Origin of the sequence: Cellulomonas sp., assembly GCF_015234515.1 — a bacterium.
Lineage (GTDB): Bacteria > Actinomycetota > Actinomycetes > Actinomycetales > Cellulomonadaceae > Cellulomonas.
In genome coordinates this window covers 1-24,983 of record NZ_JADGMY010000014.1, presented here as the reverse complement: position 1 = coordinate 24,983, position 24,983 = coordinate 1, and the positions used below count along the sequence as shown (strand labels likewise).

Here is a 24,983-nt window from a genome sequence, read left to right as displayed (position 1 = left end):
CCAAGCGCGCCCCCACCACCCGACGAGCCGGCATCGGAGCGAGGCAGGGCCGGACCGCCCGGGGGTCGCTGGGTCAGATCTCGCGTGCGAAGGCCAGCACGGCGTCGGCGAGCAGCTGCACCGCGATCGCGGCGAGCAGCAGACCGGCGATGCGGCTGACGAGCATCGTCCCGGAGTCCTTGAGCACGCGGTGGATCGCGCCGGCGAACCGCATCGACAACCACAGGCACACGTGCACCAGCACGATGCCGAGCGCGAGGGCCACCCAGTCGGACGGCTCGGTGGACTGCTGGACGTAGACCATCGTGGCGACGATCGCGCCCGGTCCGGCGAGCAACGGGGTCCCCAGCGGGACGAGCGCGACGTTGCCCTGCGTGCCCTCGTAGCCCTCGTTGCTGTCCATCTTGCCGGTCAGCAGCTCCATCGCGACGAGCAGCAGCAGCAGACCACCCGCGCCCTGCAGCGCCTGGACGGACACGTGCAGGTAGTTGAGGAGCGACTGGCCGAAGAGCGCGAAGCCGACGATGACGCCGAACGCGACGAGGATCGCCTGCCGGGCGGCGCGCGCCCGCTGCTGGCGGGTCATGGACCCGGTCAGGGCGAGGAACAGCGGAACCGTCCCGGGCGGGTCCATGATGACGAACAGGGTCACGAAGACCGAGAGGAACAGCTGGACGTCAAGGGCGTTGCTCACGCCGTCACCACCTCCGTCGTCCCCTGACGGACGATCTCGTCGAGCACGTCCGGGGCAGTCAGGTTCTCGCCCAGAAGGTTGACCTTGCCGGCCCCGTGGTAGTCGCTCGAGCCCGTGACCAGCAGGTCGAGCCGGTCCGCGATCTCCAGCAGCCGCTCGCGCTGCGCCGGCGAGTGGTCGCGGTGGTGCACCTCGAGACCGGCCAGGCCGGCCTCCGCGAGCTCGTCGAACACCCGGTCCGGGACGATCCGGCCGCGCGCGTCGGCGGCCGGGTGCGCGAACACCGGGACGCCACCGGACGCGCGGATCGCGGCGACCGCGACCGGGGCCTCGGGTGCGTAGTGGTCCACGTGGTACGGCCCGTCCGACGCCAGCAGGTGCGCGAAGGCCGCGTCCCGGTCCGGGACGACGCCGCGCGCCACCAGGGCGTCCGCGATGTGGGGGCGCCCGACGACGACCGCGTCGCGCGCCTGGTCGAGCACGTCCTGCCAGGTGATCGGCACGTCGCGCGCGAGCCGCTCGACGATGCGCCGTGCGCGGTGGACCCGGGACTCACGGGCGCGCGCGAGCTCGTCGGCGAGCGCGGGGTGCTCGGGGTCCTGCAGGTAGCTGAGCAGGTGGACGCTGACGCCCCCGGCACGCGCGGAGACCTCGGTGCCGCGCACGAGCGCCGTCCCGACCTCACGCGCGGCGTTCGCCGCCTCGTCCCAGCCGGCCGTGGTGTCGTGGTCGGTCAGGGCCACCACGTCGAGGCCTGCGGCACGCGCGGCGGTGACGAGCTCCGCGGGGGTCTGCGTGCCGTCCGACGCTCGGGAGTGCGTGTGGAGGTCGATGCGCACCCGACCACGCTAGCCGTTCCGCACACCCGGGCCCGCCACGCGATGTGCAGTCGGTGCCAGACTGGAGCGGTGAGCACCGACGACGACCTCCAGAACCTCACCTCCGAGACCGTGACCCCGGCCGTGGCCGAGGGCGACGAGCAGCCCCTCGACGAGCGCGGATCGAACCGGTCGCACCGGCCGCAGTCGCGCCGGTTCGTGGAGTTCGTGACGTCGGGGTGGGGCGAGCGTCCCGCGTCGACGGCGGCGCGCGCGCCCGTGGCGGACCGGACCGCGGAGCGCCGCAGCGCGCTGTCGGCCCAGTTCCCGGGTGTGCGGCTCGTCGTCCCGGCCGGCTCGTTCAAGGTCCGCTCCAACGACACCGACTTCCGGTTCCGACCGCACGCGGCGTTCGCCCACCTCACCGGGCTCGGCACCGAGCAGGAGCCCGACGCGGTCCTGGTGCTGCACCCGGTGGCGGACGGCACGGGCGACGACGGCAGCGCGCACCGGGCGGTGCTGTACATGAACCCGCTCGCGGGCCGCGACACCCCCGAGTTCTTCTCCGACGCGCGGTACGGCGAGTTCTGGGTCGGCGCGCGCCCCACGCTCGACGAGGTCGCGACGACGACCGGGATCACCACGGCGCACGTGGCGGACCTGCGTGACGCGCTCGCGAAGGACGTCGGCGAGGGCGGGGTCCAGGTCCTCGTGGTCCCGGGTGCGGACCTCGCGGTCGAGGAGGTCGTCGAGCAGATCCGCGGCGAGGAGGATTCGGGCGAGGCCGACGCGCGTCTCGCGGAGGCGCTCTCCGAGCTGCGGCTGCTGAAGGACGCGTACGAGGTCGAGCAGATGCGGCTCGCGGTGGACGCGACGATCGCCGGGTTCGAGAAGGTCGTGCGCGCGTTGCCGCGTGCCGTCGCGCACCGGCGCGGCGAGCGGGTCGTCGAGGGCACGTTCATCGGGCACGCGCGTGAGGAGGGCAACGACGTCGGGTACACGACGATCGCCGCGGCCGGCGAGCACGCCACGACCCTGCACTGGACCGACAACGACGGTCCGGTGCGCCCGGGCGAGCTCGTGCTCGTCGACGCGGGCGTGGAGGTCGACTCCCTGTACACCGCGGACGTGACGCGCACGCTGCCGGTCGACGGCACGTTCACCGACGTCCAGCGCCGCGTCTACCAGGCGGTGCTCGACGCCGCCGACGCGGGCTTCGCCGCGGCCGTCCCCGGCGCACGGTTCCGCGACGTGCACGACGCCGCGATGCGCGTCCTGGCGGCGCGGCTCGAGGAGTGGGGCCTGCTGCCGGTCACTGCCGAGGAGTCCCTCGCACCGGACAACCAGCACCACCGGCGCTGGATGGTCCACGGCACGTCGCACCACCTGGGCCTGGACGTGCACGACTGCGCGCAGGCGCGCGCCGAGCTGTACCTGGACGGTGTGCTGCAGCCCGGCATGGTGTTCACCATCGAGCCGGGGCTGTACTTCAAGTCGGACGACCTGCTGGTCCCGGCCGAGTACCGCGGCATCGGCGTGCGTATCGAGGACGACGTCCTGGTGACCGCCGACGGGAACGAGAACCTGTCGGCCGCGCTACCGCGGGACCCCGACGCGGTCGAGTCCTGGATGGCGGCGCTGCGCGAGGGCTGACCCGCGCTCTCGACCTCAGAGTGCCGGCGGCGCAGGGGGCGCCGGCGGCGCAGGGGGCGCCGGCGGCTCGGTGGCCGCGGGCCGGACCGGCTCGGGCCAGCCCGACACGACGCCGCCGGTCTCCGCGAGGAGGTGGCGCGCCTTGTTGGCGTGCTCCGCCAGGCACAGCACCGAGTAGGACGTCGCGACGATCTGGCTCGACGACGCGAAGTCACGCCGTCCGCGGGTCAGGGAGTACCCGATGACGGAGAAGAGCAGCCCGAACGCTCCGCCGAACAGCACGGTGGGCAGCATGATGCCCGCGCCACCGGACGAGAACATGGTGAGGATCAGTCCCACGAAGAGCCCGAACCAGGCGCCGGACAGGAACCCCCCGAGCGCGGCGCTCGGGTACGAGAGCCGCCGCAGCACCCGCTCCACCATCCGCAGGTCGGTGCCCACGATCGTCACCGCCCGCACGGGGAACTGCTGCTCGGCCAGGAGCTCGACGGCCTTCTGCGCCTGCAGGTAGGTGCCGTAGGTCGCCACCGTCTCCCCCGTCGGCAGCGTGGGGGTGGTGGGGATCCGCTCGGACTGCTTGAACGACATGACCTGATCCTCCCGCACACCACCGACCACCGCCAGGCTGGGTTCCGGCCCACCCGCACGACCGGTCCCCGCGATTCGCACCGGGCCCCGCCGCCGACCGCCGTCTAGGCTGACCGGCGTGAGCAGCGTCGGGGCCAGGGTGTTCGTCGCGCGCCTCGCCGGCACCGCCGTCTTCGACCCCATCGGCGACGAGGTCGGCAGGGTGCGGGACGTCGTCGTGCTCGTGCGCCTCAAAGGTGCGCCGCGCGCGGTGGGCCTCGTGGTCGAGGTCCCCGGCCGACGACGGGTGTTCCTGCCGCTGACGAGGGTGACGGCGGTCGACGCCGGCCAGGTCATCTCGACCGGCCTGGTCAACATGCGGCGCTTCGAGCAGCGGGTCTCCGAGACGCTCGTGATGGGCGAGCTGCTGGACCGGACGGTCGAGCTCGCGGACGGCTCCGGCACCGCGCGCGTCGAGGACGTCGCGATCGAGCTGCAGCGCAACGGCGACTGGCTCGTCACCAAGGTGTTCGTGCGGCGCACCGACCAGCGCGGCGGGCTGCTGCGGCGCCGTGGGGAGACGCTGCTGGTGTCGGTCGAGGACGTCCGGGGCCTGAGCCTGCCGACCGCGGCGCAGGGCGCCCGGCTGCTGCTCGCCCAGTACGAGGACCTCAAGCCCGCGGACCTGGCCGACGTCCTGCACGACATGGGGGTCACACGCCGTCTCCAGGTCGCCACCGCACTCGACGACGAGCGCCTCGCGGACGTGCTCGAGGAGCTGCCCGAGGACGACCAGGTCGAGATCCTCGGCGGCCTGGAGCGTGCGCGCGCGGCCGACGTCCTGGAGGCCATGCAGCCGGACGACGCCGCCGACCTGCTGGGTGAGCTGACCGCCGAGCAGGCGGCGGAGCTCCTCGCCCTCATGGAGCCCGAGGAGGCCAAGGACGTGCGCCGCCTGCTGGCGTACGCGGACAACACGGCCGGCGGCCTGATGACGACGGAGCCGGTGATCCTGGGGCCCGAGACGTCGATCGCGGCCGCGCTCGCGCACGTCCGCCGTCAGGACCTCAACCCGGCGCTCGCGTCGGTGGTGTTCGTCGCGCGACCCCCGCTGGAGACGCCGACGGGCCGGTACATCGGCATCGTCCACCTGCAGCGGATGCTGCGGGAGCCGCCGCACGAGTCGATCGGGCAGATCGTCGACACCGACCTCGAGCCCGTCGCCGTCGACGCCCCGCTGCTGACGGTGACCCGCCAGCTCGCGACGTACAACCTGCTGGCGCTGCCCGTGGTCGACGAGCAGCGCCGCCTGCTCGGCGCGGTGTCGGTCGACGACGTCCTGGACCACCTGCTGCCCGACGACTGGCGCGAGACGGACGACGTGCACGCCGGCCCGCCGACGCGACCCACGCCGCTCGTCCGCGCCCCCCACGGGGTGGACCGTGGCTGACCGCCTGGACCAGCCCCGTGCCCGCGGGCGCTCGCTGCTGCCCCGCATGCAGGTGGAGGCGGACGCGTCGGGCCGGGCGTCGGAGTCCATCGCCCGCTTCCTGGGGACTCCGCGGTTCATCGTGTGGCTCACGATCTTCTGCGTCGTCTGGCTCGGGTGGAACGCGTGGGGGCCCGTCGAGCTGCGGTTCGACAAGGCGGCGAACGGGTTCACCGCACTCACCCTCATGCTGTCCCTGCAGGCCTCGTACGCCGCCCCGCTGATCCTGCTCGCCCAGAGCCGCCAGGCGGACCGGGACCGGGTCGCCGCCGAGCAGGACCGTCAGCGCGCCGAGCGGAACCTGGCCGACACGGAGTTCCTCGCCCGGGAGATGGCGTCGCTGCGCATCGCGCTGTCCGAGGTCGCGACCCGCGACTTCGTCCGCTCCGAGCTGCGCAGCCTCCTCGAGGACCTGCAGGCCGAGCCGACGGACGACGAGGACGGGACCGGTCGTCGCGCCGACGTCGGACGGCGGGAGGGCGGGGCACGCTGACGTCCCGCGGAGGTGCTCCGGCGCCCGCCTACGATGGTCGCGTGCCCTCTGTCGACGCCCCCGCCCCCGACCCGCTCCTCGAGGCCGTCCGCACCGCGCTGGCAGCCGTGCAGGACCCGGAGATCCGCCGCCCGATCACGGAGCTCGGGATGGTGCGCTCGGTGGCGGTCGAACCGCGGGACGGCGGGTCGTTCGTGGTCGTCGGTCTGGATCTGACCACGCCGGGCTGCCCGATGAAGGAGACCCTGACGCGGGACATCACGGCGGCGGTCGCCCCGCTCGACGGTGTCGCCGGCGTCCGCGTCGACCTCGGTGTCATGTCGGCGGAGCAGCGTGCCGGCCTGCGCACGATGCTGCGCGGCACGGACGCCGAGCCGCAGATCCCGTTCGCGCTCCCTGGGTCGTTGACCAAGGTGATCGCCGTGGCGTCCGGCAAGGGCGGCGTGGGCAAGTCGACCGTGACGGCGAACCTCGCGGTGGCGATGGCGGCCGACGGGCTGCGCGTCGGCGTCGTGGACGCGGACATCTACGGCTTCTCGATCCCCCGCATGCTGGGGGTCGACCGGGCGCCGACCAAGGTCGACGACATGCTGCTGCCGCCCGTGGCGCACGACGTGAAGGTCGTGTCCATCGGCATGTTCGTGCCGGCGGGTCAGCCGGTGGTGTGGCGCGGTCCGATGCTGCACCGGGCGCTGCAGCAGTTCCTGGCCGACGTGTTCTGGGGTGACCTCGACGTCCTCCTGCTGGACCTGCCCCCGGGGACCGGGGACATCGCGATCTCGGTGGCCCAGCTGCTGCCGGGCTCGGAGATCGTGGTCGTCACGACGCCGCAGGTGGCCGCGGCGGAGGTCGCCGAGCGCGCGGGTGCGGTGGCGGCGCAGACGCGCCAGCGCGTCGTGGGTGTCGTCGAGAACATGGCGTGGCTCGAGCAGGCGGACGGGTCGCGCCTCGAGCTGTTCGGGTCCGGCGGTGGCCGGCGCGTGGCGGAGAACCTGACGCGCCTGACGGGCGCGGAGGTGCCGCTGCTGGGGCAGGTCCCGCTCGACGTGGAGCTGCGCGAGGCGAGCGACGGGGGCACCCCCGTGGTGCTGAGCGCCCCGACGTCGCCGGGCGCGGTCGCGCTGCGGGGCATCGCCCGGTCGCTGGCCGCGCGACCCCGCAACCTCGCGGGTCGCGCCCTCGACCTCTCGCCGGTGACGCGCTGACGCGCTGACGACGCCCGAAATTATCGGAGAGCGCCCCACAGCCCTACGGGCGGTGGGGCGCTGCTGTGCCATCCTCGGACCCGCTTTAACGATACAAGTGCGCCCCCTCGGAGCGGATAGACCTACTTAAACGATTACGAGTCGTCCGAAACACCGCGGAACGGGGCATCTCGCATTGACGTTAAACCTGTCCTGACGAGACGGTGTGCCTGCCGGCTTTCTCCGGCGAACCACCCTTGAGGAGGGATCGATGACGATCACACGTCACCGGCGCCGCGCCAGCGTCGTCAGCGCCGTCGCCGTGGCCACACTGGCCGCCGGGATGGCCGTTCCGCTGGCACTGCCGGCCGCCGCTGCCGGCAGCACGCTGCAGGCAGCAGCCGCCGAGTCCAACCGGTACTACGGCGCCGCGATGGCCGGCAGCTACCTGAACAACTCGCAGGTCACCGGCATCTTGAACCGTGAGTTCAACATGATCACGGCCGAGAACGAGATGAAGATGGACGCCACCGAGCCGAACCAGAACCAGTTCAGCTACGGCAACGGCGACCGCATCGTCAACTGGGCCCTGCAGAACGGCAAGAAGGTCCGTGGGCACGCCCTGGCGTGGCACTCCCAGCAGCCCGGCTGGATGCAGAACATGTCCGGCACCCAGCTGCGCAACGCGATGCTCAACCACGTCACGCAGGTCGCCACGCACTACAAGGGCAAGATCCACAGCTGGGACGTCGTCAACGAGGCCTACGCCGACGGGAACTCCGGCGGACGGCGCGACTCCAACCTGCAGCGCACGGGCAACGACTGGATCGAGGCGGCCTTCCGCGCCGCCCGCGCCGCCGACCCGGGCGCCAAGCTCTGCTACAACGACTACAACACCGACAACTGGTCCCACGCCAAGACGCAGGGCGTCTACAACATGGTCAAGGACTTCAAGGCCCGCGGCGTGCCGATCGACTGCGTCGGCTTCCAGGCGCACTTCAACTCCGGCAACCCGGTCCCCTCGAACTACCACACCACGCTCGGCAACTTCGCCGCGCTCGGTGTCGACGTGCAGATCACCGAGCTCGACATCGAGGGCTCCGGCACCAGCCAGGCCGAGCAGTTCCGCGGCGTGCACCAGGCCTGCCTCTCGGTCGCCCGCTGCACCGGCATCACCGTGTGGGGCGTGCGCGACAGCGAGTCCTGGCGCTCCTCGGGCACCCCGCTGCTGTTCGACGGCAACGGCAACAAGAAGGCCGCGTACAACTACTCCCTCGACGCCCTCAACCAGACGAGCGGCACCGTGCGCGCCACCCCGGGCGGTCAGGACGGCGGCCAGCAGCCGACTCAGCAGCCCACCCAGCAGCCGACTCAGCAGCCCACCCAGCAGCCCACCCAGCAGCCGACGTCGAACCCGACGAACGCCCCGGCCGGCAGCACGCTGCAGGCCGCAGCTGCCCGCACGGGCCGGTACTACGGCGCGGCGATGGCCGGCAGCTACCTGAACAACTCCCAGATCACCGGCATCTTGCAGCGTGAGTTCAACATGATCACGGCTGAGAACGAGATGAAGATGGACGCCACCGAGCCGAACCAGAACCAGTTCAACTACACCAACGGTGACCGGATCGTGAACTGGGCGCTGCAGAACGGCAAGCAGGTCCGTGGGCACGCCCTGGCGTGGCACTCCCAGCAGCCCGGCTGGATGCAGAACATGTCCGGCACCCAGCTGCGCAACGCGATGCTCAACCACGTCACGCAGGTCGCCACGCACTACAAGGGCAAGATCCACAGCTGGGACGTCGTCAACGAGGCCTACGCCGACGGGAACTCCGGCGGACGGCGCGACTCCAACCTGCAGCGCACGGGCAACGACTGGATCGAGGCGGCCTTCCGCGCCGCCCGCGCCGCCGACCCGGGCGCCAAGCTCTGCTACAACGACTACAACACCGACAACTGGTCCCACGCCAAGACGCAGGGCGTCTACAACATGGTCAAGGACTTCAAGGCCCGCGGCGTGCCGATCGACTGCGTCGGCTTCCAGGCGCACTTCAACTCCGGCAACCCGGTCCCCTCGAACTACCACACCACGCTCGGCAACTTCGCCGCGCTCGGTGTCGACGTGCAGATCACCGAGCTCGACATCGAGGGCTCCGGCACCAGCCAGGCCGAGCAGTTCCGCGGCGTGCACCAGGCCTGCCTCTCGGTCGCCCGCTGCACCGGCATCACCGTGTGGGGCGTGCGCGACAGCGAGTCCTGGCGCTCCTCGGGCACCCCGCTGCTGTTCGACGGCAACGGCAACAAGAAGGCGGCGTACAACTACTCCCTCGACGCCCTCAACGCCGGCGGCACCACCACCGACCCGGGTCAGCAGCCGACGTCGAACCCGACGCAGGACCCGGGCAACGGCGGCACCGGCAGCTGCACGGCGACGTACTCCGAGGGCGAGAAGTGGAACGACCGCTTCAACGGGGTCGTGACGATCCGCGCCAACGGCAACATCAGCAGCTGGACCTCCACGGTCACGCTGCAGAACCCGCAGCGCGTCATCGCGGCCTGGAGCGGGTCGCCGACGTGGCCCTCGGCCAACGTCATGGTGATGCGTCCGAACGACGGCGGCGCGCTGTCGAACGGGCAGACCGTGTCGTTCGGCTTCACGGTCCAGCACGGCGGCAACTGGACGTGGCCGTCCGTGAGCTGCGCAGCGTCGTGACGACCTGATCGTCCACGGCTGATCGGCGCCCCGACGGGCCGGTCGCAGTGACACAGCGGGCGTGGTGCCTCACGGCACCACGCCCGCTGTGCTCGTCGGGGGCCCGCCGTGCCGGTCGGCGACGGCGCGGGTCGCGCCGACCGGTGGTGGATACTGTCGCCGTGCTCGCGTCCCGGAGGCAGCAGCGAACCCCCACCGAGGTGCGCACGGACGGCCCAGCGCGCGTGGCCGACCTCGACACCGCCACCGGAGGCCACCGGTGAGCCGCTCCGAACGGGACGTCGCCGCACGCGTGCGCCGCACGTCCACCCGCCTGGCCGACGGCCGCGAGCTGATCTACTTCGACGACTCCGAGCCCTACGTCTCGGGTGCGGCCACGCGCCGGCTCGACGACCCGCGCCCCCTCCCCGACCGCTTCGCCCCCGTGGTCGACGCGCACGGGGTCGCGCACGCCGTCACCGGCCCCGAGCTGCGGTTCGACGCGCTGACGGGCGAGTGGATCCCGATGGCCGCGCACCGCATGAACCGCACGTTCCTGCCGCCCGCCGACTCCAACCCGCTGGCGCCCGCCAAGCCCGGTGCGACGTACCAGGACGGCGAGATCCCGGACACCGACTACGACGTCGTGGTGTTCGAGAACCGGTTCCCCTCGTTGCTCGACGTCCCGGGCGCCGACCGCACGACCCGGCTCGTCGCGGGCGAGCCGCTGTGGCAGCAGCGCCCCGCGGTCGGACGCTGCGAGGTCATCTGCTTCTCGTCCGACCCCACGGCGTCGCTGGCCACGGTGAGCCCGCGGCGCATGCGCACCGTCGTCGAGGCCTGGACCGACCGCACGCGCGAGCTGTCGCTGCTCCCCGGGGTCGAGCAGGTGTTCTGCTTCGAGAACCGGGGCAAGGAGATCGGGGTGACGCTCCACCACCCGCACGGGCAGATCTACGCGTTCCCCTACGTGACCCCCCGGACCCGGACGATGCTGGAGCAGGCGCGCGCCCACCAGCGCAGGACGGGGCGCGTGCTGCTGCGGGACCTGCTCGACGCCGAGCTCCGGCACCGCGAGCGCGTGGTCCTGGAGTCGGAGCACTGGGTCGCCTACGTGCCGTACGCGGCGCGCTGGCCGGTCGAGGTGCACCTCGCGCCACGCCGCGACGTGCCGGACCTCCCGGCGCTGACGGACGCCGAGAAGGCCGACCTGTCGACCACCTACCTCACCCTGCTGCGACGCCTCGACCAGTTCTTCGTCGACGGGGACGGCGGCGCGATCCCCCTGCCGTACATCAGCGGCTGGCACCAGGCACCCGTGCGCGAAGGACGTGACGTGTCACGGCTGCACCTGCAGCTGTTCTCCGTCCTGCGCGCACCGGGCAGGCTCAAGTACCTCGCCGGCGTGGAGTCCGCGATGGCGTCCTGGATCTCGGACACCACGCCCGAGCGCATCGCCCACCGACTGCAGGAGCTCGCATGACCGCCGTGTGGACCGAGGCGTGGGGGCGCGCGGACGGCACCCAGCGGGTCCGCGACCTGTTCGCGACGACGTACGGGTCAGCGTCCCAGCTCGTCCGGTCGGCCCCCGGCCGCGTCAACCTCATCGGTGAGCACACGGACTACAACGGTGGCCTCGCCCTGCCGATCGCGCTGCCGCACCGCACCTACGCCGCGGTCTCACCCCGCGACGACGACGTCGTGCGTCTCGTGTCGGCGCAGGAGCGGTCCGAGGTGCGCGAGGTGCGGCTGGCCGACGTCGCGCCCGGGACGGTGGGCGGCTGGCCGGCGTACGTCGCGGGGGTCGCGTGGGCGCTGCGCGAGGCGGGGCACGACGTGGGCGGCTTCGACGTCGCGATCGACTCGTGCGTGCCGTCCGGCGCGGGCCTGTCGTCGTCGGCGGCGCTCGAGGCGTCCGTCGCCGTCGCCCTCGACGCGACGCACGGCCTGGGGCTGGCCGGTGACGTGGACCCGGCCGGCGCACCGAGCGACGACGCGAACCGTGCGGTCCTGGCCGGCGTGTGCGTGCGGGCCGAGAACGCGATCGCGGGCGCACCGACGGGCGGCATGGACCAGGCGGCGTCGCTGCGTGCCCGGGCAGGTCACGCGCTGCTGCTGGACTGCCGCGACGGGTCCGTGCGCCACGTCCCCTTCGACCTCGCGACGCACGGCCTCGCGCTGCTGGTCGTCGACACGCGTGCCGCGCACTCGCACGTCGACGGCGAGTACGCACAGCGTCGGGCGGCGTGCGAGCAGGCGGCACGACGTCTGGGGGTCGCGTCGCTGCGGGACGTCGCCGACGACCCGCGCGGTGACCGCCCTGCGCTCGCGTCGCTCGCCGGCGACCCGGACGGTGAGGTGCTCGTCCGACGCGTGCGGCACGTGACCTCCGAGATCGCACGCGTGCGGGCGTTCGTCGACGTGCTCGGCACCGGCGACGTGGCAGCCGTGGGCCCGCTCATGGACGCGTCCCACACGTCGTTGCGCGACGACTACGAGGTCTCCTGCCCGGAGCTGGACCTGGCCGTGGAGGCGGCGCGCGCCGCCGGCGCGCTGGGTGCACGCATGACCGGCGGCGGGTTCGGCGGGTCGGCGATCGCCCTGGTCGAGGCACCCGCCGTCCAGCACGTCGCCACCGCCGTCGCCGGCGCCTTCGCCGCCCAGGGTCTCGCCGCACCCGCGTTCGCCGTGGCCGTCGCGGGACCACCCGCAGGCTGACGCCGAGGGACGACGCGTGACCGGTACCCCGGTACCGGGCCGGAGACACCGGGTACGACTGCGGTCTGACGCGGTTCGGTGACGGGCAGCGCTAACGTCCCCCTCGTCAGCCGATCCGCGACCCGCGGCCGCTGTCGTCCCATCGACACGAGGAGCAGGCGCAGTGGTACGTCGTTACGTCTTTCCGGCACTGCGCATCCTCATCTGGGCCGTCATCGCGGTCGCGCTCGTCCGCATCGCGTTCGCGGGTGCGGACGTGAGCGCCGAGGCGACCGGCGCAGTCCCGACCGGCGAGGTCGTCGAGCCGACCGTCGAGGCCACGGCGACGACGATCACGAACGCCGTCACGGTCCGCGCATCGGTCGTCGCGGACCCCGCGGTCCCGGTGCGCGCGACGCTGGCCGGCACCGTGTCGAAGCTGCTGGTGGAGAACGGGGCCCGTGTCGAGGTGGGCACGCCCGTCCTGGAGATCCGCCAGGAGACGCCGCAGGACCCGCTGACGAAGACCGACCCGGAGACCGGTGAGGTCACGGTGACCGAACGCAAGCCAAAGGTCGTGGTCGAGACCGTGAAGGCCCCCGTCGGCGGGACGCTGAGCCTGCCGACCCTCAAGGACCAGATCCTCTCCGTGGGTGACACGGTCGGACAGGTCTCCCCCGGCACGCTGTCGGTCTCGGGGAACCTGACGCCCGACCAGCAGTACCGGCTCGTCGGCGCGCCCACCGAGGCGCAGGTGACGCTCAAGGGCGGGCCGGCACCGTTCACCTGCACCGGGCTGCGGATCGGTGCCGCGGCACAGCCGGCCGCGCCGGCCGAGCCGGAGCAGGAGGGCGCCACCGCCCCGTCCGGCACCGTCGTGTGCGCCCTGCCCGGCGACGTCACGGCGTTCCCCGGGCTGGGCGCGGACCTCGAGATCGTCAACGGCACGGCCGCCGACGCGGTCGTCGTCCCCGTGACGGCGGTCCAGGGGACGGTGCAGCGCGGCAACGTCTGGGTCGTGGCGTCCGAGGGCGCCGAGCCCGAGCAGCGCGAGGTCGGGCTCGGCCTGACGGACGGCGAGGTCGTGCAGATCACGGAGGGGCTCGCGCTCGGGGACCAGGTGCTCGAGTTCATCCCCGTGCCCGACGACGACGGCAAGGTCGACTGCGAGGACCCGGCGACGTACGACCCGGCGGTGTGCGGCGGATGAACCTGCTCGAGCTGACCGGCGTCACGCGGTCGGTACGCCTCCCGGACGACCGGCTGCTGGAGATCCTGCGGGGGGTGACGCTGAGCGTCGACACCGGGGAGCACGTCGCGGTGGTGGGTCGTTCCGGCACCGGAAAGTCCACCCTGCTGAACATCCTCGGCCTGCTGGACGCCCCCACCGACGGCGAGTACCTGCTGGAGGGCGTGCCGATCGGGCGCCTGTCGGCGCGTGAGCGGACCCGGCGCCGTGGTCGCGACTTCGGGTTCGTGTTCCAGCAGTTCAACCTGCTGCCCGGCCGGACCGCGCTCGAGAACGTGGCGGCTCCCCTGATGTACGCGTCGGGCCGGCAGTTCTGGCGCCGCCGCGCGCTCGCGACGGACATGCTCGCCCGGGTCGGGCTCGGCGACCGGCTCGACACGATGCCCGAGAAGCTGTCGGGCGGCGAGCAGCAGCGGGTCGCGATCGCACGTGCGCTCGTCCGCGGGCCGCGGGTGATCCTCGCGGACGAGCCGACGGGCGCCCTGGACGTCGAGACGGGGCAGGAGGTCATGGGGCTGCTCGACGAGATCGCGTCGATCACCGGGGCCGCTCTCGTGACCATCACCCACGACCTGGCCGTGGCCGCGCGCGCGCAACGGCACTACCGGCTCGCCGACGGTGTGCTCGTCCCCGTCGACCTCGGCGGTGCCGGGCACGAGTGGGTGGGCGACGTGCCGACCCTGCCCGGTGCCCGACAGCTCCCCGCCGTCGCGGGCGGGGTCGCCGGGGTGCCGGAGCTCAGCCGGCCCGTCCCCGCGCGGGCCGAGCCGTGACCGGCGTGGTCGGCGCCCTCGTCGAGGCGTGGGACGAGCTGCGGCTGCACAAGATGCGCGTCCTGCTCGCGCTGATCGGCGTCGCCGCGGCGGTGATGGCCATCACCGCCGTCACGGCGGCCGTGCAGATGCTGACACAGGCGTACACCGAGATGACCGAGCGCCAGATGGGCCGACAGATCACGTTGGCCATCGACGCGTACCCGATGAGCGAGCAGGCCGGTCCAGCCACCACCGAGCTCGACGCCACCTTCGAACGGGCCCTCCAGCGGTACGGCATCACCTGGGCCACCCGCGACTGGTACACGCAGGTGCCGTTCCGCTTCACCGACGGCACCCGTCTCACCGAGGTCCGCGCTGTCGACCCCGACCTGGGGACCATGCAACGCGTGGACGTCGTCGAGGGCCGGTGGTTCACGGACGCCGACACCGACGCGTTCGCGCCGCTCGTCATCGTGAACGAGGTGTTCCTGGAGCAGCTGGGGTCCACCGGGCTGGACTCGCACCCCACCGTCCTGCTGGGGGACCAGGCCCCGGTGCGGGCCACGATCGTCGGGGTCACCCAGAAGACCTGGCCCGACGAGGGGCCCACGGCGATGGTGCTCTACGACCAGCTCGCCCGCTGGTACACGCCCGAGGGGGTCGGCTGGGGGGCGCCCGTGCCGACCCTCAAGGTGTGGGTCCCCCCCGACGCCGCGTCCGACCTGGCGGTCCGCCTCGAGCGCGACGTGGCAGCCGCGCTCCCGGGATGGGAGGTCCACTCCTACGACAACCGCAACAACGGTCTCGGCGCGATGGACGGCGCCGCGCGCTGGGTGGCGTTCGGCGTGGGCGGCTTCGCGCTGCTGCTGGGCGGCCTGGGGCTCGTGAACATCGCGCTCGTGACCGTGCGCCACCGCATCCGGGAGATCGGCATCCGACGGTCCTTCGGCGCCACGTCGAGCCGGATCTTCTTCGGCGTGCTCATGGAGTCCGTGGTCGCGACCGCGGTCGCCGGCCTCGTCGGGGTGGTGCTCGCGGTGGCGGTCATCAAGAACATCCCGATCGACCTCCTGTTCGGCAGCGGCCTGCAGGACCGGCCACCGTTCCCGGTGTCCGCCGCAGTGGTGGGGATGGCGTGCGCGACCGCCGTCGGAGCACTCGCCGGGGCCATCCCCGCGACCGTCGCCGTCCGGGTGAAGGTCATCGACGCCATCCGCTACTGAGGGGTGCCCCAGGCGGTCCGCGGATCTCGCGCGATTCCCTCCCTGGGTACCCCAACCATCGCCGTGGGGTCATCCTGAAGTCGGACCCGGGGCGTGACCGCCTTTCGCTATCGTCACGTCTGCGCCGGTCGAAGGCGTGCTGACTTCTGTCATCGACATCCCAGAAAGGCACGCTGATGCGCCGTTCCCCCGCGCTGCCCTTGCTCGCCGCCACCGTCGTGGCGCTCGTCCTGGCGGGGTGCTCCGGTGACGGCACGTCGTCGACCTCGGACGAGGAGACCGGCCCGATGTCCGCGTTCTTCGAGAAGGTCGGCGGCTCGTTCGACGAGGGGGACGCCGAGAAGCAGCAGCGCGAGCACGGTGAGCTCGTCGCCGCCTGCATGGCCGAGCAGGGCTTCGAGTACACCGCGCCCGAGCCGATGGGCATGACGGAGTCCGAGGACATGCCCGAGTGGAACTCGAAGGAGTACGCCGAGCAGTTCGGCTACGGCGCCACCACGAGTCAGGACATGAACGGCGGCGAGGAGTGGGTCGACCCCAACGCCGACTACCTCGCCACCATGTCCGAGGGCGAGCAGACGGCGTTCTACGAGGCCCTCTACGGCGTCCAGCCCGAGGTCGACCCCGAGGCCGACCCCGAGGAGTACGAGTACAACTGGGAAGAGGGCGGCTGCGAGGGCAAGGCCTCGCACGAGGTGTACGAGCAGGGCCAGATCTGGGACGACCCCGCCCTCCAGGACTTCCGCGACGAGATGACGAACTCGTGGGACTCCTTGGCGGACGAGCCGGTCCTGCAGGAGGCGCAGGCCAAGTGGTCCGCCTGCATGACCGAGGCCGGCTTCGACTTCGCGAGCCCGCAGGAGGCGCAGGACAGCATCTACGACCAGATGAACGTCATCTGGGAGGCCTCGGTCCCGGAGGACCCGGAGGCGGAGGTGGACCCCGAGGCGTTCGAGCTCGACGAGACGGCGATGGCCGAGCTGAAGAAGGAGGAGCTCGCCGTGGCGGCCGCGGACTACACGTGCAAGGAGTCGTCGGGCTACGTGAAGGCGGAGAAGGCTGCCTACCTCGCCGTCGAGGAGCGCCTGTGGGAGAAGTACGGCGACCAGCTCGAGGCGGCTGCCGCGAAGCAGACGCCGGCCAAGTGACGCAGGGGCCGGGGACGAGGACGACACCGTGAGCAGGATCTCCACCCACGTCAGCGGCGGGCGCCGCACCATCGGCGTCATGGCCGTCGTCGCGGTCGTCTGCCTGGCGGTGGGACTGCTGCTGTCGCGGCTCATCGTCTCCCCCGGGCAGGCGGCGGCGAACGCGGCTCCGCCGACCGCAGGCCCGATCACGGTGCCCGTCGAGAGCCGGGTCATCGGCAACGAGGTCGTGCTGCGCGGTGACGTCGGCTACGACGACGCCGTCGCGCTCTCGATCGAGACCGGCGACCTCGGCGGCCCTGCGGTCGTCACCGGCCAGGTCAAGGAGGTCGGTGCGACGGTCGACGCGGCGTCGGTGGTCCTCGAGGTCGTGGGGCGGCCGGTCATCGCGCTGCCGGGCGACCTGCCGACCTACCGGACCCTGCGCGCCGGCGTGTCCGGACCCGACGTGCAGCAGCTGAAGGCCGCGCTGCGTGCCGTCGGCCTGGACGGCGGCGACCCCGCCGGCGCGACGTACGACGCCGCGACGGCCGCCGGTGTCCGCGCCCTGTACCAGAAGGTCGGGTACGAGCCGCCCACCGGTGGCGAGGAGGTCAAGGAGGCGGTGAAGATCGCCCAGGAGTCCGTGGCCGCAGCCCAGACGGAGGTCGGCACGGCCGAGGCTGCGCTCGGCAGCGCCGGACGGGCGTCCGGCGGAGCGTCAGTGACGGAGCTGGACGGCCAGGTCCGGGTCGCCGAGGCCCAGCTCGCCTTCCTCGCGGAGCAGTGCGCGAAGCCCGTCGACCCGGACGCGGGGCCGACGGTCGACTGCACGCCGCCCGCACGGGTGCAGGCCGAGACGCAGCTCGCCACCGCCCGTGCCGCACGGGCCGCGGCGGACGTCGCACCTGACACGAGCGCGGAGCGCGCGAGCATCCGGGCGGCCAAGGACCGGCTGACCGCCGCCCGGCAGGCGCTCAGCGAGGCCCAGGCCGCGGCGATGACTCCCCTGCCCGCCACCGAGATCGTGTACCTGCCGTCCTTGCCGCGGCGCGTCGACGCCGTGTCGGTCGAGCGCGGCGGGACCGTGCAGAGCAAGTTCATGAGCGTCTCCGGTGCGACGGTCCAGATCACGGCGTCGGCGTCACGCGCCGACGCGGAGCTCATGGCGCCCGGCACGGTCGGCCAGATCAGCGTGGACGGCACGGACGTGCCGGTCACGGTGGCGGAGGTCACCGAGCCGGACGCCGCGGCAGCCGACGCGGCCGGTGACTCCGAGGACGCGAAGAAGCCCACGGGCGAGCGACGCAAGGTCGTCTTCACCGTCGGGGAGCTCACGCCCGAGCAGATCGCGGCGCTCCAGGGCAGCAACGTGCGGGTGCGCGTCCCGGTCAGCTCCACCGACGGCGAGGTGCTCGCCGTGCCGCTGGCAGCGTTGACCGCGGGGCCGGGTGGTGAGAGCCGGGTCGAGCTGGTGGCCGACGGGCAGAGCCACCTCGTGGAGGTCACGACGGGCCTGGCCGCGTCGGGCTTCGTCGAGATCACCGGCTCCAAGCAGCCGCTGAAGGCAGGCGACCTGGTCGTCGTCGGCATCGCGTCGACGGAGGAGGAGGGCGCCGAGGACGCGGCGACCGACGACGCGGAGGAACCCGCGACGGACGAGTCGACGGAGGCAGGCGAGTGACCGTGCTCGACCTGCTCGATGCGCCGCAGGGGGGCGCACCGACGGACCCCGAGCAGGTCCCTCCGGTCGTCGAGCTCCGGGCTGCCGAACGACAGTTCCCCGGTGAGCCGCCCGTGCACGCCCTGTACCCGGCGGACCTGCAGGTGCGTGCCGGCGAGTACCTGTCCGTCGTCGGGCCCTCCGGCTCCGGCAAGTCGACGCTGCTGAACCTGCTCGGCCTGCTCGACCGGCCGTCGGACGGCGAGTACCTCCTCGACGGGATCCCCACCGCGCGTGCGGGCGAACGGGAGCGTGCCGCGCTGCGGGCCCGTCACATCGGGTTCGTGTTCCAGGCGTTCCACCTGCTGCCGCACCGTACCGTGCTGGAGAACGTGCTGCTCGCGACCATCTACAGCGGCGTGCCACGCACCGAGCGACGCGACCGCGCGGTGGAGGCGCTCGACCGCGTGGGCCTGACGCACCGGCTCGACTTCCGGCCCACCGTGCTGTCCGGCGGCGAGCGCCAGCGCACGGCCATCGCGCGTGCCGTCGTCTCCCAGCCACGCGTGCTCCTGGCCGACGAGCCGACGGGCAACCTCGACTCGGAGAGCTCGGCCGCGGTCCTGGAGCTCTTCGACGAGCTGCATGCCGGCGGGCTCACGCTCCTGGTGATCACGCACGAGGACGACGTCTCGGCACGCGCCCAGCGGCGCGTGCGGATCATCGACGGCCACCTGCGGGAGATCGCGTGACCGCCGTCGCGCAGCACGTGCCGCGCGCTGACAGGTTCGGCCCGGCCGACCTGCTCGCCGAGGCGGCGGCGGGCATCGGGGCTCGCCCTGGCAGGCTCGTGCTCACGATCCTCGGGACCGTCCTCGGCATCGCGTCCGTCGTCGTGACCATCGGCCTCGCACAGACCGCTGCCGGGCAGATCAACAAGCAGTTCGACGCGGTCGCCGCGACGCAGGGCGTCGCGAAGCCCGCGAAGAGCAACAGCTTCGGCGGCACGGACCGGGTCCTGGGCACGCTGCCGTGGGACGCCCCCGCGCGCGCCGAGCGACTCAGCGGGGTCGCGGCCGCCGCGCTGGTCTCCGAGGTCGACGTGGGCGACCTCGACGTGACGGCGGTGCCCGTCCACGACCCGTCGGCGCCCCGCCTCGCCCGGCCTGACGTCGTCGCGACCAGCCCTCACGCCCTGGAGGCGCTGGACGGGCGCGTCACCCAGGGTCGGTACTTCGACGCGGGACACGACGAGCGGGGCGACCGCGTCGTGGTCCTCGGCGCGGACGCGGCCCGTCGCCTCGGCGTCACCCGCGTCGACCGGCAGCCGTCGATCTTCATCGGCGACCGCGCCTACCAGGTCATCGGTGTGATCGACGACGTGGTGCGGCGCACGGACCTGCTCTCCTCGGTGCTCATGCCGAACGGGACCGCGCGCGCCGACCACGGCCTGACGACGCCGCAGGAGCTCCACCTGCACCTCCAGGTCAACGCCGGGCCGGTGGTGGGCTCACAGCTGCCCACCGCGCTGTCGCCGAACAGCCCGGAGACGGTGGACGTCCAGGTGCCGGCGGGACGCTCGTCGGTGCGGGAGAACGTCCAGGCGGACATCAACGCGATCTTCCTGGCCCTCGGGGGTGTCGCGCTCCTCATCGGCGGCGTCGGCATCGCCAACGTCACGCTGCTGTCGGTGCTCGAGCGGGTCGGGGAGATCGGCCTGCGGCGGGCCCTCGGCGCGACACGACGGCAGATCGCCGCCCAGTTCATGGTCGAGTCGGTGGTCGTCGGCATGCTCGGCGGCCTCGTCGGTGCGGCTCTCGGCGTCGCGGTCGTGACGATCGTCTCGGCGGCGTCGGACTGGACGCCGATCCTCGACCTGCGGATGGTCGCCGTCGCGGCCATGTCGGGAGGACTCATCGGACTGCTCGCGGGCCTCTACCCGTCGCTGAAGGCGGCGTCGATCGAGCCCATCTCTGCCCTGCGCGGCGGCGTCTGAGCACGGTCGACGGACCGCGCACGCCCGTGCGGGCACGCGGCCCGGTCGTGCCGGGCGACCGCTCGGTCAGAGGTCGTACTCGACGACCAGCGGCGCGTGGTCGCTGAACCGCGCGTCGTAGGTGGCGGCGCGGTCGACGGTCGCCGAGCCCGCCAGCTCCGCCAGGGGCGGGCTGGCGAGCTGGTAGTCGATGCGCCAGCCGGCGTCGTTGTCGAACGCCTTGCCGCGCCACGACCACCACGTGAACGGCCCCGGCCCGGGACCGCCCAGCTCACGCCCGAGGTCGCGCCACCCGAGCTCGTCGAACCACCGGTCCAGGTACGCGCGCTCCTGCGGCAGGAAGCCGGCCTTCGTGAGGTTGCCCTTCCAGTTCTTGATGTCGGCCTCGCGGTGGGCGATGTTCAGGTCCCCGGCGACGACGACCAGGCCGCCGGACGCGACGAGCGCGGCCAGCCGGTCGGTGACGTGGGCGAGGAAGGCGTACTTCTCGTCCATCGAGGGTGTGCCCACCGTGCCGGAGTGCAGGTACGCCGACACGACCGTCAGCGTCCGCGCGGGGCCGTCACCGTCCGAGGGCACCTCCAGATCGCCCTCGACCCAGCGCCCGGCATCCCCCGTGACGCCCGTGCCGAGCCCGATCCGCACCGCGCTCATCGGCAGGCGGGACGCGATCGCCACGCCCGCCCGGCCCTTCGCGTGCCCGGCCTCGTGCGCCAGGTGCCAGCCGCCCGGCGGCAGGTGGTCGGCGAGGATCTCGTCCGACGCCCGCACCTCCTGCAGCAGCAGGACGTCCGGCTTGCGGACGTCCAGCCACTCCCCCATGCCGCGGCGGAAGGCGGCGCGGATCCCGTTGACGTTGACGGTGGCGACTCGAAGCACCGAGCCATCTTGCCGCACACCGCCGACACCACCGCGCCACGGTCCGCACCGCCGGCCGGGCGGCGCCCGCCTCACTCCCCCGCGTACGCGGCCTCGAGCGGGGCGATCTCGAGCTTGCGCATCTGCAGCATCGCCTGGGTCGCGCGGGCGACCCCGGCGGCGTCCGGGCGCGACATGATGTCGTCGAGCGCCTTCGGCACGACCTGCCACGACACGCCGTACCGGTCCTTCAGCCAGCCGCACTGGCTGGGCTCGCCGCCGTCGGCGATCAGCGTCTGCCAGTAGTGGTCGACCTCCTCCTGGCCGTCGACGCTCAGGTAGAACGAGAACGCCTCGTCCAGCGTGAACGCCGGGCCGGCCGTGAGGATCGTCACGGCGTGCCCGTCGAGCTCGAGCTCGATGATGAACGGCGTCCCCTCGGGGACGTCGGGCACCCCGGGACCCGCGTCCACGACCTTCGTGATGCGCGAGTTCGGCACGACGGACACGTAGAACTGCGCGGCCTCGTGGCCGTCCCTGGCGAACCACAGGTGCGTACGGACCATGCCCATGGTGGGCTCCTCTCCTCGGTGGTCCCCCGTACGGACCGCCGACCCACCGCGAACTCACCGGGCGGACGCGCGAGGGCCCCGGGTCGCGCGACCCGGGGCCCTCGTGGTGCCCGGCGTCAGCCGGCCTGGAGCTCCGCCGTGCGGACCACGTTGCTCAGCAGCATCGCGCGCGTCATCGGTCCCACGCCACCGGGGTTGGGTGACACCCAGGACGCGACGTCCCAGACGTTGGGGTGGACGTCGCCGACGACGCGGCTCTTGCCCGTCACGGCGTCCAGCTCCCGGGAGACGCCGACGTCGACGACGACAGCACCGGGCTTGACGATCTCGGCCGTCACGACACCGGGCACACCGGCTGCGGCGATGATGACGTCGGCGTTGCGGGTGTGCTCCGCCAGGTCGACCGTGCCCGTGTGCGTGAGCGTGACCGTGGCGTTGACCTCGCGCCGCGTGAGCAGCAGGCCGATCGAGCGGCCCACGGTGACACCGCGCCCGACGACGACCACGTCGGCGCCCTGGAGCGGGACACCGTGCCGCTCGAGCAGCTCGATGATGCCCGCCGGGGTGCACGGCAGCGGCGACGTGACGGGGTCGTTGACCCGCAGCACGAGGCGCCCGAGGTTGGTCGGGTGCAGACCGTCCGCGTCCTTGTCCGGGTCGATCAGCTCGAGGATGCGGTGCGGGTCGATGCCCTTCGGCAGCGGCAGCTGGACGATGTACCCGGTGCACGCCGGGTCGTCGTTCAGCCGCTGCACCGCAGCCTCGATGTCGGCCTGCGAGGCGTCGGCGGGCAGCTCCTCACGGATCGAGGCGATGCCGACCTCGGCGCAGTCCTTGTGCTTGCCGTTGACGTACGAGCGTGAGGCAGGGCTGTCGCCGACGAGCAGCGTGCCGAGCCCCGGCACGACGCCGCGCGCGGCGAGCGCGGCGACGCGGGTCGTGAGCTCGGCCTTGATGGCAGCCGCCGTGGCGGTGCCGTCCAGCTTCTGGGCGGTCATCGGTTCCTCTCCGCTCAGTACTGCTGCAGGCCGGGGTACAGCGGGAACGCCTCGGTGAGCTTGCGCACGCGCGCACCCAGCGCCTCGACGTCCGCCGACGTGCCCTCGACCAGCGCGGTGGCGATGATGTCGGCCACCTCGGTGAACTCCGCGTCGCCGAAGCCTCGCGTCGCCAGGGCGGGCGTGCCGATGCGCAGGCCGGACGTGACGCGCGGGGGGCGCGGGTCGAACGGCACGGCGTTGCGGTTCACCGTGACGCCGGCGGAGTGCAGGAGGTCCTCGGCCTGCTGGCCGTCGAGCGTCGAGTGCCGCAGGTCGACCAGCACGAGGTGCACGTCGGTGCCGCCCGTCAGCACGGAGACGCCGGCCGCGGCCACGTCGGGCGCGGTGAGGCGGTCGGCGATGATGCGTGCGCCGTCGATCGTGCGCTGCTGACGGGCGACGAACTCCTCGCTCGCGGCGACCTTGAACGCGACGGCCTTGGCGGCGATGACGTGCATGAGCGGGCCGCCCTGCTGGCCCGGGAACACCGCCGAGTCGATCTTCTTGGCGTACTGCTCCTTGCTCAGGATGAAGCCCGAGCGCGGGCCGCCGATCGTCTTGTGCACGGTGGACGACACGACGTCGGAGTCGGGCACCGGGTTCGGGTGCAGGCCCGCGGCGACGAGGCCCGCGAAGTGCGCCATGTCGACCCACAGCTTCGCGCCCACCTCGTCGGCGATCTCGCGGAACGCCGCGAAGTCGAGGTGGCGCGGGTACGCCGACCAGCCGCCGATGATGACGTCGGGACGGTGCTCGAGCGCGGCCTTGCGGACGGCGTCGTAGTCGACGCGGAACGTGTGCGGGTCCACGCCGTACGCGGCGACGTCGTAGAGCTTGCCCGAGAAGTTGATCTTCATGCCGTGCGTGAGGTGGCCGCCGTGCGCGAGGTCGAGGCCGAGGATCTTGTCGCCCGCGTTGATCAGCGCGTGCAGCACCGCGGCGTTGGCCGTGGCACCGGAGTGCGGCTGGACGTTGGCGTGCTCGGCGCCGAACAGGGCCTTGGCGCGGTCGATCGCGATGGTCTCGGCGATGTCGACCTGCTCGCAGCCGCCGTAGTAGCGGCGGCCCGGGTAGCCCTCGGCGTACTTGTTGGTGAGCACGGAGCCCTGCGCTTGCAGGACCGCGCGCGGCACGAAGTTCTCGGAGGCGATCATCTCGAGGGTGTTCTGCTGGCGGGCCAGCTCGCCGTCGAGCACGGCGGCGATCTCGGGATCGAGGTCGGAGATGTTCTGGTCGAGCACGTTCTCGGTCATGCGGGGACTCCTGTCGCAGTCAACTGTGCGGGCGGCGTCCGGCGCACCGCACACGTCGGGTGTGGGGCGACCGAGGGCCCAGGCGTCCGACCCGTTGGTCCAGCTGCTGCGTCGCTCCCCGGTGGTGACCCACCCTGCTGCGCCAGTCGCGACCAGCACAGCCTAGCAACCGTGACCGCCCGGACCGTGCGGTCTTTCGGTCCCTGGTCGCGCGGGGCGGTCAGTCGGTCGTCGGCGGCTCCTCCAGCGCGGGGAGCCAGGCGCGCAGCACCCGCTCGAGCGCCGCCTGGTCCGCCGGGTCGAGCGCGTCGAGCAGCCGACGCTCGTTGGCCATGTGGTCGGTGAACGCGGCGTCGACGACCTGCCGCCCGCGGTCGGTCAGCGCGACGACGCGCGCCCGGGCGTCGGTGTCGCTCACGCGTCGCGTCACCAGGCCCCCACGTTCGAGCCGGTCGATGCGCTTGGTCATGCCGCCGCTGGTGACGAGGGTGTGGGCGGCGAGGTCGCCGGGCGAGCGGGCGTACGGGGGGCCGGTGCGTCGCAGCGTGGCGAGCACGTCGAACTCCCCCTCCGTCAGGCCGTGCCGCGCGAAGACGGGGACGAGCTCGTCGGTGAGGTGGTTCGCCACCCGGTGCAGCCGGCCGATGACCTGCTGCGGCGAGACGTCGAGGTCGGGGCGTTCACGCCGCCACGCCTGGACGACGAGGTCGATCCTGTCGGGCCGGGGCTGAGGTCGTGGCACGCGGAGGAATATATCTTCCTCGTCAGGTATTTTGTCTTCCGTGGAAACTACCTGGCGCTGGTCCCTGCTCGCCGCCGTCGCTCCCGTCACCTGGGGCGCCGCCTACTTCGTCACGGCGCAGACCCTGCCCGCCTCGCACCCGCTGTGGGGCTCCGTGCTGCGCGCGCTGCCGGCCGGCCTCGTGCTGCTCGCCGTCGCGCGCCGCGCACCGCACGGGA

At 72.8% G+C, this 24,983-nt stretch carries 22 protein-coding genes and 1 riboswitch; of the genes, 14 read left to right on the top strand and 8 right to left on the bottom strand.

The features are described 5' to 3' along the window. Positions 1-73: 73 nt before the first annotated feature. Together IR158_RS04860 and IR158_RS04855 are read right to left on the bottom strand one after the other, a co-directional pair. Complete coding sequence (locus IR158_RS04860; RefSeq protein WP_291810261.1) at positions 74-694, bottom strand: MarC family protein; 621 nt, start codon at positions 692-694, stop codon at positions 74-76. Continuing rightward, positions 691-1,533 (bottom strand): PHP domain-containing protein, encoded by an 843-nt coding sequence (locus tag IR158_RS04855; RefSeq protein WP_291810259.1) that lies wholly within the window; start codon positions 1,531-1,533, stop codon positions 691-693. The genes IR158_RS04860 and IR158_RS04855 overlap by 4 nt, the downstream gene beginning before the upstream one ends. 123 nt (positions 1,534-1,656) lie before the next feature. On the opposite strand from IR158_RS04855, the gene IR158_RS04850 reads away from it, so the two are divergent. After that, the gene (locus tag IR158_RS04850) at positions 1,657-3,165 is read left to right on the top strand and encodes an aminopeptidase P family protein (protein ID WP_291810576.1); all 1,509 of its coding nucleotides are present in this window, start codon (positions 1,657-1,659) and stop codon (positions 3,163-3,165) included. Between the two features lie 15 nt (positions 3,166-3,180). Here IR158_RS04850 and IR158_RS04845 read toward each other — a convergent pair whose 3' ends face one another. After that, positions 3,181-3,753 (bottom strand): general stress protein, encoded by a 573-nt coding sequence (locus IR158_RS04845; RefSeq protein WP_291810256.1) that lies wholly within the window; start codon positions 3,751-3,753, stop codon positions 3,181-3,183. 118 nt (positions 3,754-3,871) lie between these two features. Here IR158_RS04845 and IR158_RS04840 point away from each other — a divergent pair, with 118 nt between their 5' ends. From IR158_RS04840 to IR158_RS04780, 13 genes are all read left to right on the top strand, one after another. Next, the gene (locus IR158_RS04840) at positions 3,872-5,182 is read left to right on the top strand and encodes a CBS domain-containing protein (protein WP_291810253.1); all 1,311 of its coding nucleotides are present in this window, start codon (positions 3,872-3,874) and stop codon (positions 5,180-5,182) included. After that, positions 5,175-5,714, top strand: coding sequence for a DUF1003 domain-containing protein (locus tag IR158_RS04835; protein ID WP_291810250.1), 540 nt, complete (start codon positions 5,175-5,177; stop codon positions 5,712-5,714). The genes IR158_RS04840 and IR158_RS04835 overlap by 8 nt, the downstream gene beginning before the upstream one ends. 41 nt (positions 5,715-5,755) lie before the next feature. Continuing rightward, the gene (locus tag IR158_RS04830; RefSeq protein ID WP_291810247.1) at positions 5,756-6,919 is read left to right on the top strand and encodes a P-loop NTPase; all 1,164 of its coding nucleotides are present in this window, start codon (positions 5,756-5,758) and stop codon (positions 6,917-6,919) included. Positions 6,920-7,169: 250 nt separating this feature from the next. Continuing rightward, the gene (locus tag IR158_RS04825; RefSeq protein ID WP_291810245.1) at positions 7,170-9,611 is read left to right on the top strand and encodes an endo-1,4-beta-xylanase; all 2,442 of its coding nucleotides are present in this window, start codon (positions 7,170-7,172) and stop codon (positions 9,609-9,611) included. A 259-nt stretch (positions 9,612-9,870) separates the two neighbouring features. Next, the gene (gene galT, locus IR158_RS04820) at positions 9,871-11,073 is read left to right on the top strand and encodes a galactose-1-phosphate uridylyltransferase (protein WP_291810244.1); all 1,203 of its coding nucleotides are present in this window, start codon (positions 9,871-9,873) and stop codon (positions 11,071-11,073) included. Then, positions 11,070-12,308: a galactokinase gene (galK, locus tag IR158_RS04815; protein WP_291810241.1), complete on the top strand. Its 1,239-nt coding sequence runs from the start codon at positions 11,070-11,072 to the stop codon at positions 12,306-12,308. Before galT ends, galK begins: the two co-directional genes overlap by 4 nt. Positions 12,309-12,471: 163 nt before the next feature. Further along, positions 12,472-13,497 (top strand): efflux RND transporter periplasmic adaptor subunit, encoded by a 1,026-nt coding sequence (locus IR158_RS04810; protein WP_291810238.1) that lies wholly within the window; start codon positions 12,472-12,474, stop codon positions 13,495-13,497. Next, positions 13,494-14,309 (top strand): ABC transporter ATP-binding protein, encoded by an 816-nt coding sequence (locus tag IR158_RS04805; RefSeq protein ID WP_291810235.1) that lies wholly within the window; start codon positions 13,494-13,496, stop codon positions 14,307-14,309. The genes IR158_RS04810 and IR158_RS04805 overlap by 4 nt, the downstream gene beginning before the upstream one ends. After that, positions 14,306-15,514, top strand: coding sequence for an ABC transporter permease (locus tag IR158_RS04800; RefSeq protein ID WP_291810232.1), 1,209 nt, complete (start codon positions 14,306-14,308; stop codon positions 15,512-15,514). Before IR158_RS04805 ends, IR158_RS04800 begins: the two co-directional genes overlap by 4 nt. Positions 15,515-15,690: 176 nt before the next feature. Further along, on the top strand, positions 15,691-16,662 hold the full coding sequence (locus tag IR158_RS04795) for a hypothetical protein (RefSeq protein WP_291810230.1): 972 nt from the start codon (positions 15,691-15,693) through the stop codon (positions 16,660-16,662). 28 nt (positions 16,663-16,690) lie between these two features. Then, positions 16,691-18,325, top strand: a complete 1,635-nt coding sequence (locus IR158_RS04790; RefSeq protein ID WP_291810227.1) for a hypothetical protein — start codon at positions 16,691-16,693, stop codon at positions 18,323-18,325. A gap of 2 nt (positions 18,326-18,327) precedes the next feature. Beyond that, the gene (locus IR158_RS04785) at positions 18,328-19,056 is read left to right on the top strand and encodes an ABC transporter ATP-binding protein (RefSeq protein WP_291810573.1); all 729 of its coding nucleotides are present in this window, start codon (positions 18,328-18,330) and stop codon (positions 19,054-19,056) included. Beyond that, a complete protein-coding gene (locus IR158_RS04780; protein ID WP_291810225.1) occupies positions 19,053-20,300 on the top strand; it encodes an ABC transporter permease in 1,248 nt (415 codons plus the stop codon). Before IR158_RS04785 ends, IR158_RS04780 begins: the two co-directional genes overlap by 4 nt. Positions 20,301-20,366: 66 nt before the next feature. Here the strand turns inward: IR158_RS04780 and IR158_RS04775 are convergent, their stop codons facing one another. From IR158_RS04775 to IR158_RS04755, 5 genes are all read right to left on the bottom strand, one after another. Continuing rightward, positions 20,367-21,179, bottom strand: coding sequence for an exodeoxyribonuclease III (locus tag IR158_RS04775; protein WP_291810222.1), 813 nt, complete (start codon positions 21,177-21,179; stop codon positions 20,367-20,369). 71 nt (positions 21,180-21,250) lie between these two features. Further along, a complete protein-coding gene (locus tag IR158_RS04770) occupies positions 21,251-21,730 on the bottom strand; it encodes a VOC family protein (protein WP_291810219.1) in 480 nt (159 codons plus the stop codon). A 116-nt stretch (positions 21,731-21,846) separates the two neighbouring features. After that, positions 21,847-22,728, bottom strand: a complete 882-nt coding sequence (locus IR158_RS04765; RefSeq protein WP_291810216.1) for a bifunctional methylenetetrahydrofolate dehydrogenase/methenyltetrahydrofolate cyclohydrolase — start codon at positions 22,726-22,728, stop codon at positions 21,847-21,849. Positions 22,729-22,742: 14 nt separating this feature from the next. Further along, positions 22,743-24,023 carry a serine hydroxymethyltransferase gene (gene glyA, locus IR158_RS04760; RefSeq protein WP_291810214.1) on the bottom strand — a complete coding sequence of 427 codons (1,281 nt, stop codon included), beginning with the start codon at positions 24,021-24,023 and terminating at the stop codon, positions 22,743-22,745. A gap of 69 nt (positions 24,024-24,092) precedes the next feature. After that, a riboswitch (ZMP/ZTP riboswitch) is annotated at positions 24,093-24,183 on the bottom strand. 60 nt (positions 24,184-24,243) lie between these two features. Continuing rightward, on the bottom strand, positions 24,244-24,765 hold the full coding sequence (locus IR158_RS04755; protein ID WP_291810213.1) for a MarR family transcriptional regulator: 522 nt from the start codon (positions 24,763-24,765) through the stop codon (positions 24,244-24,246). Positions 24,766-24,983: the final 218 nt, after the last annotated feature.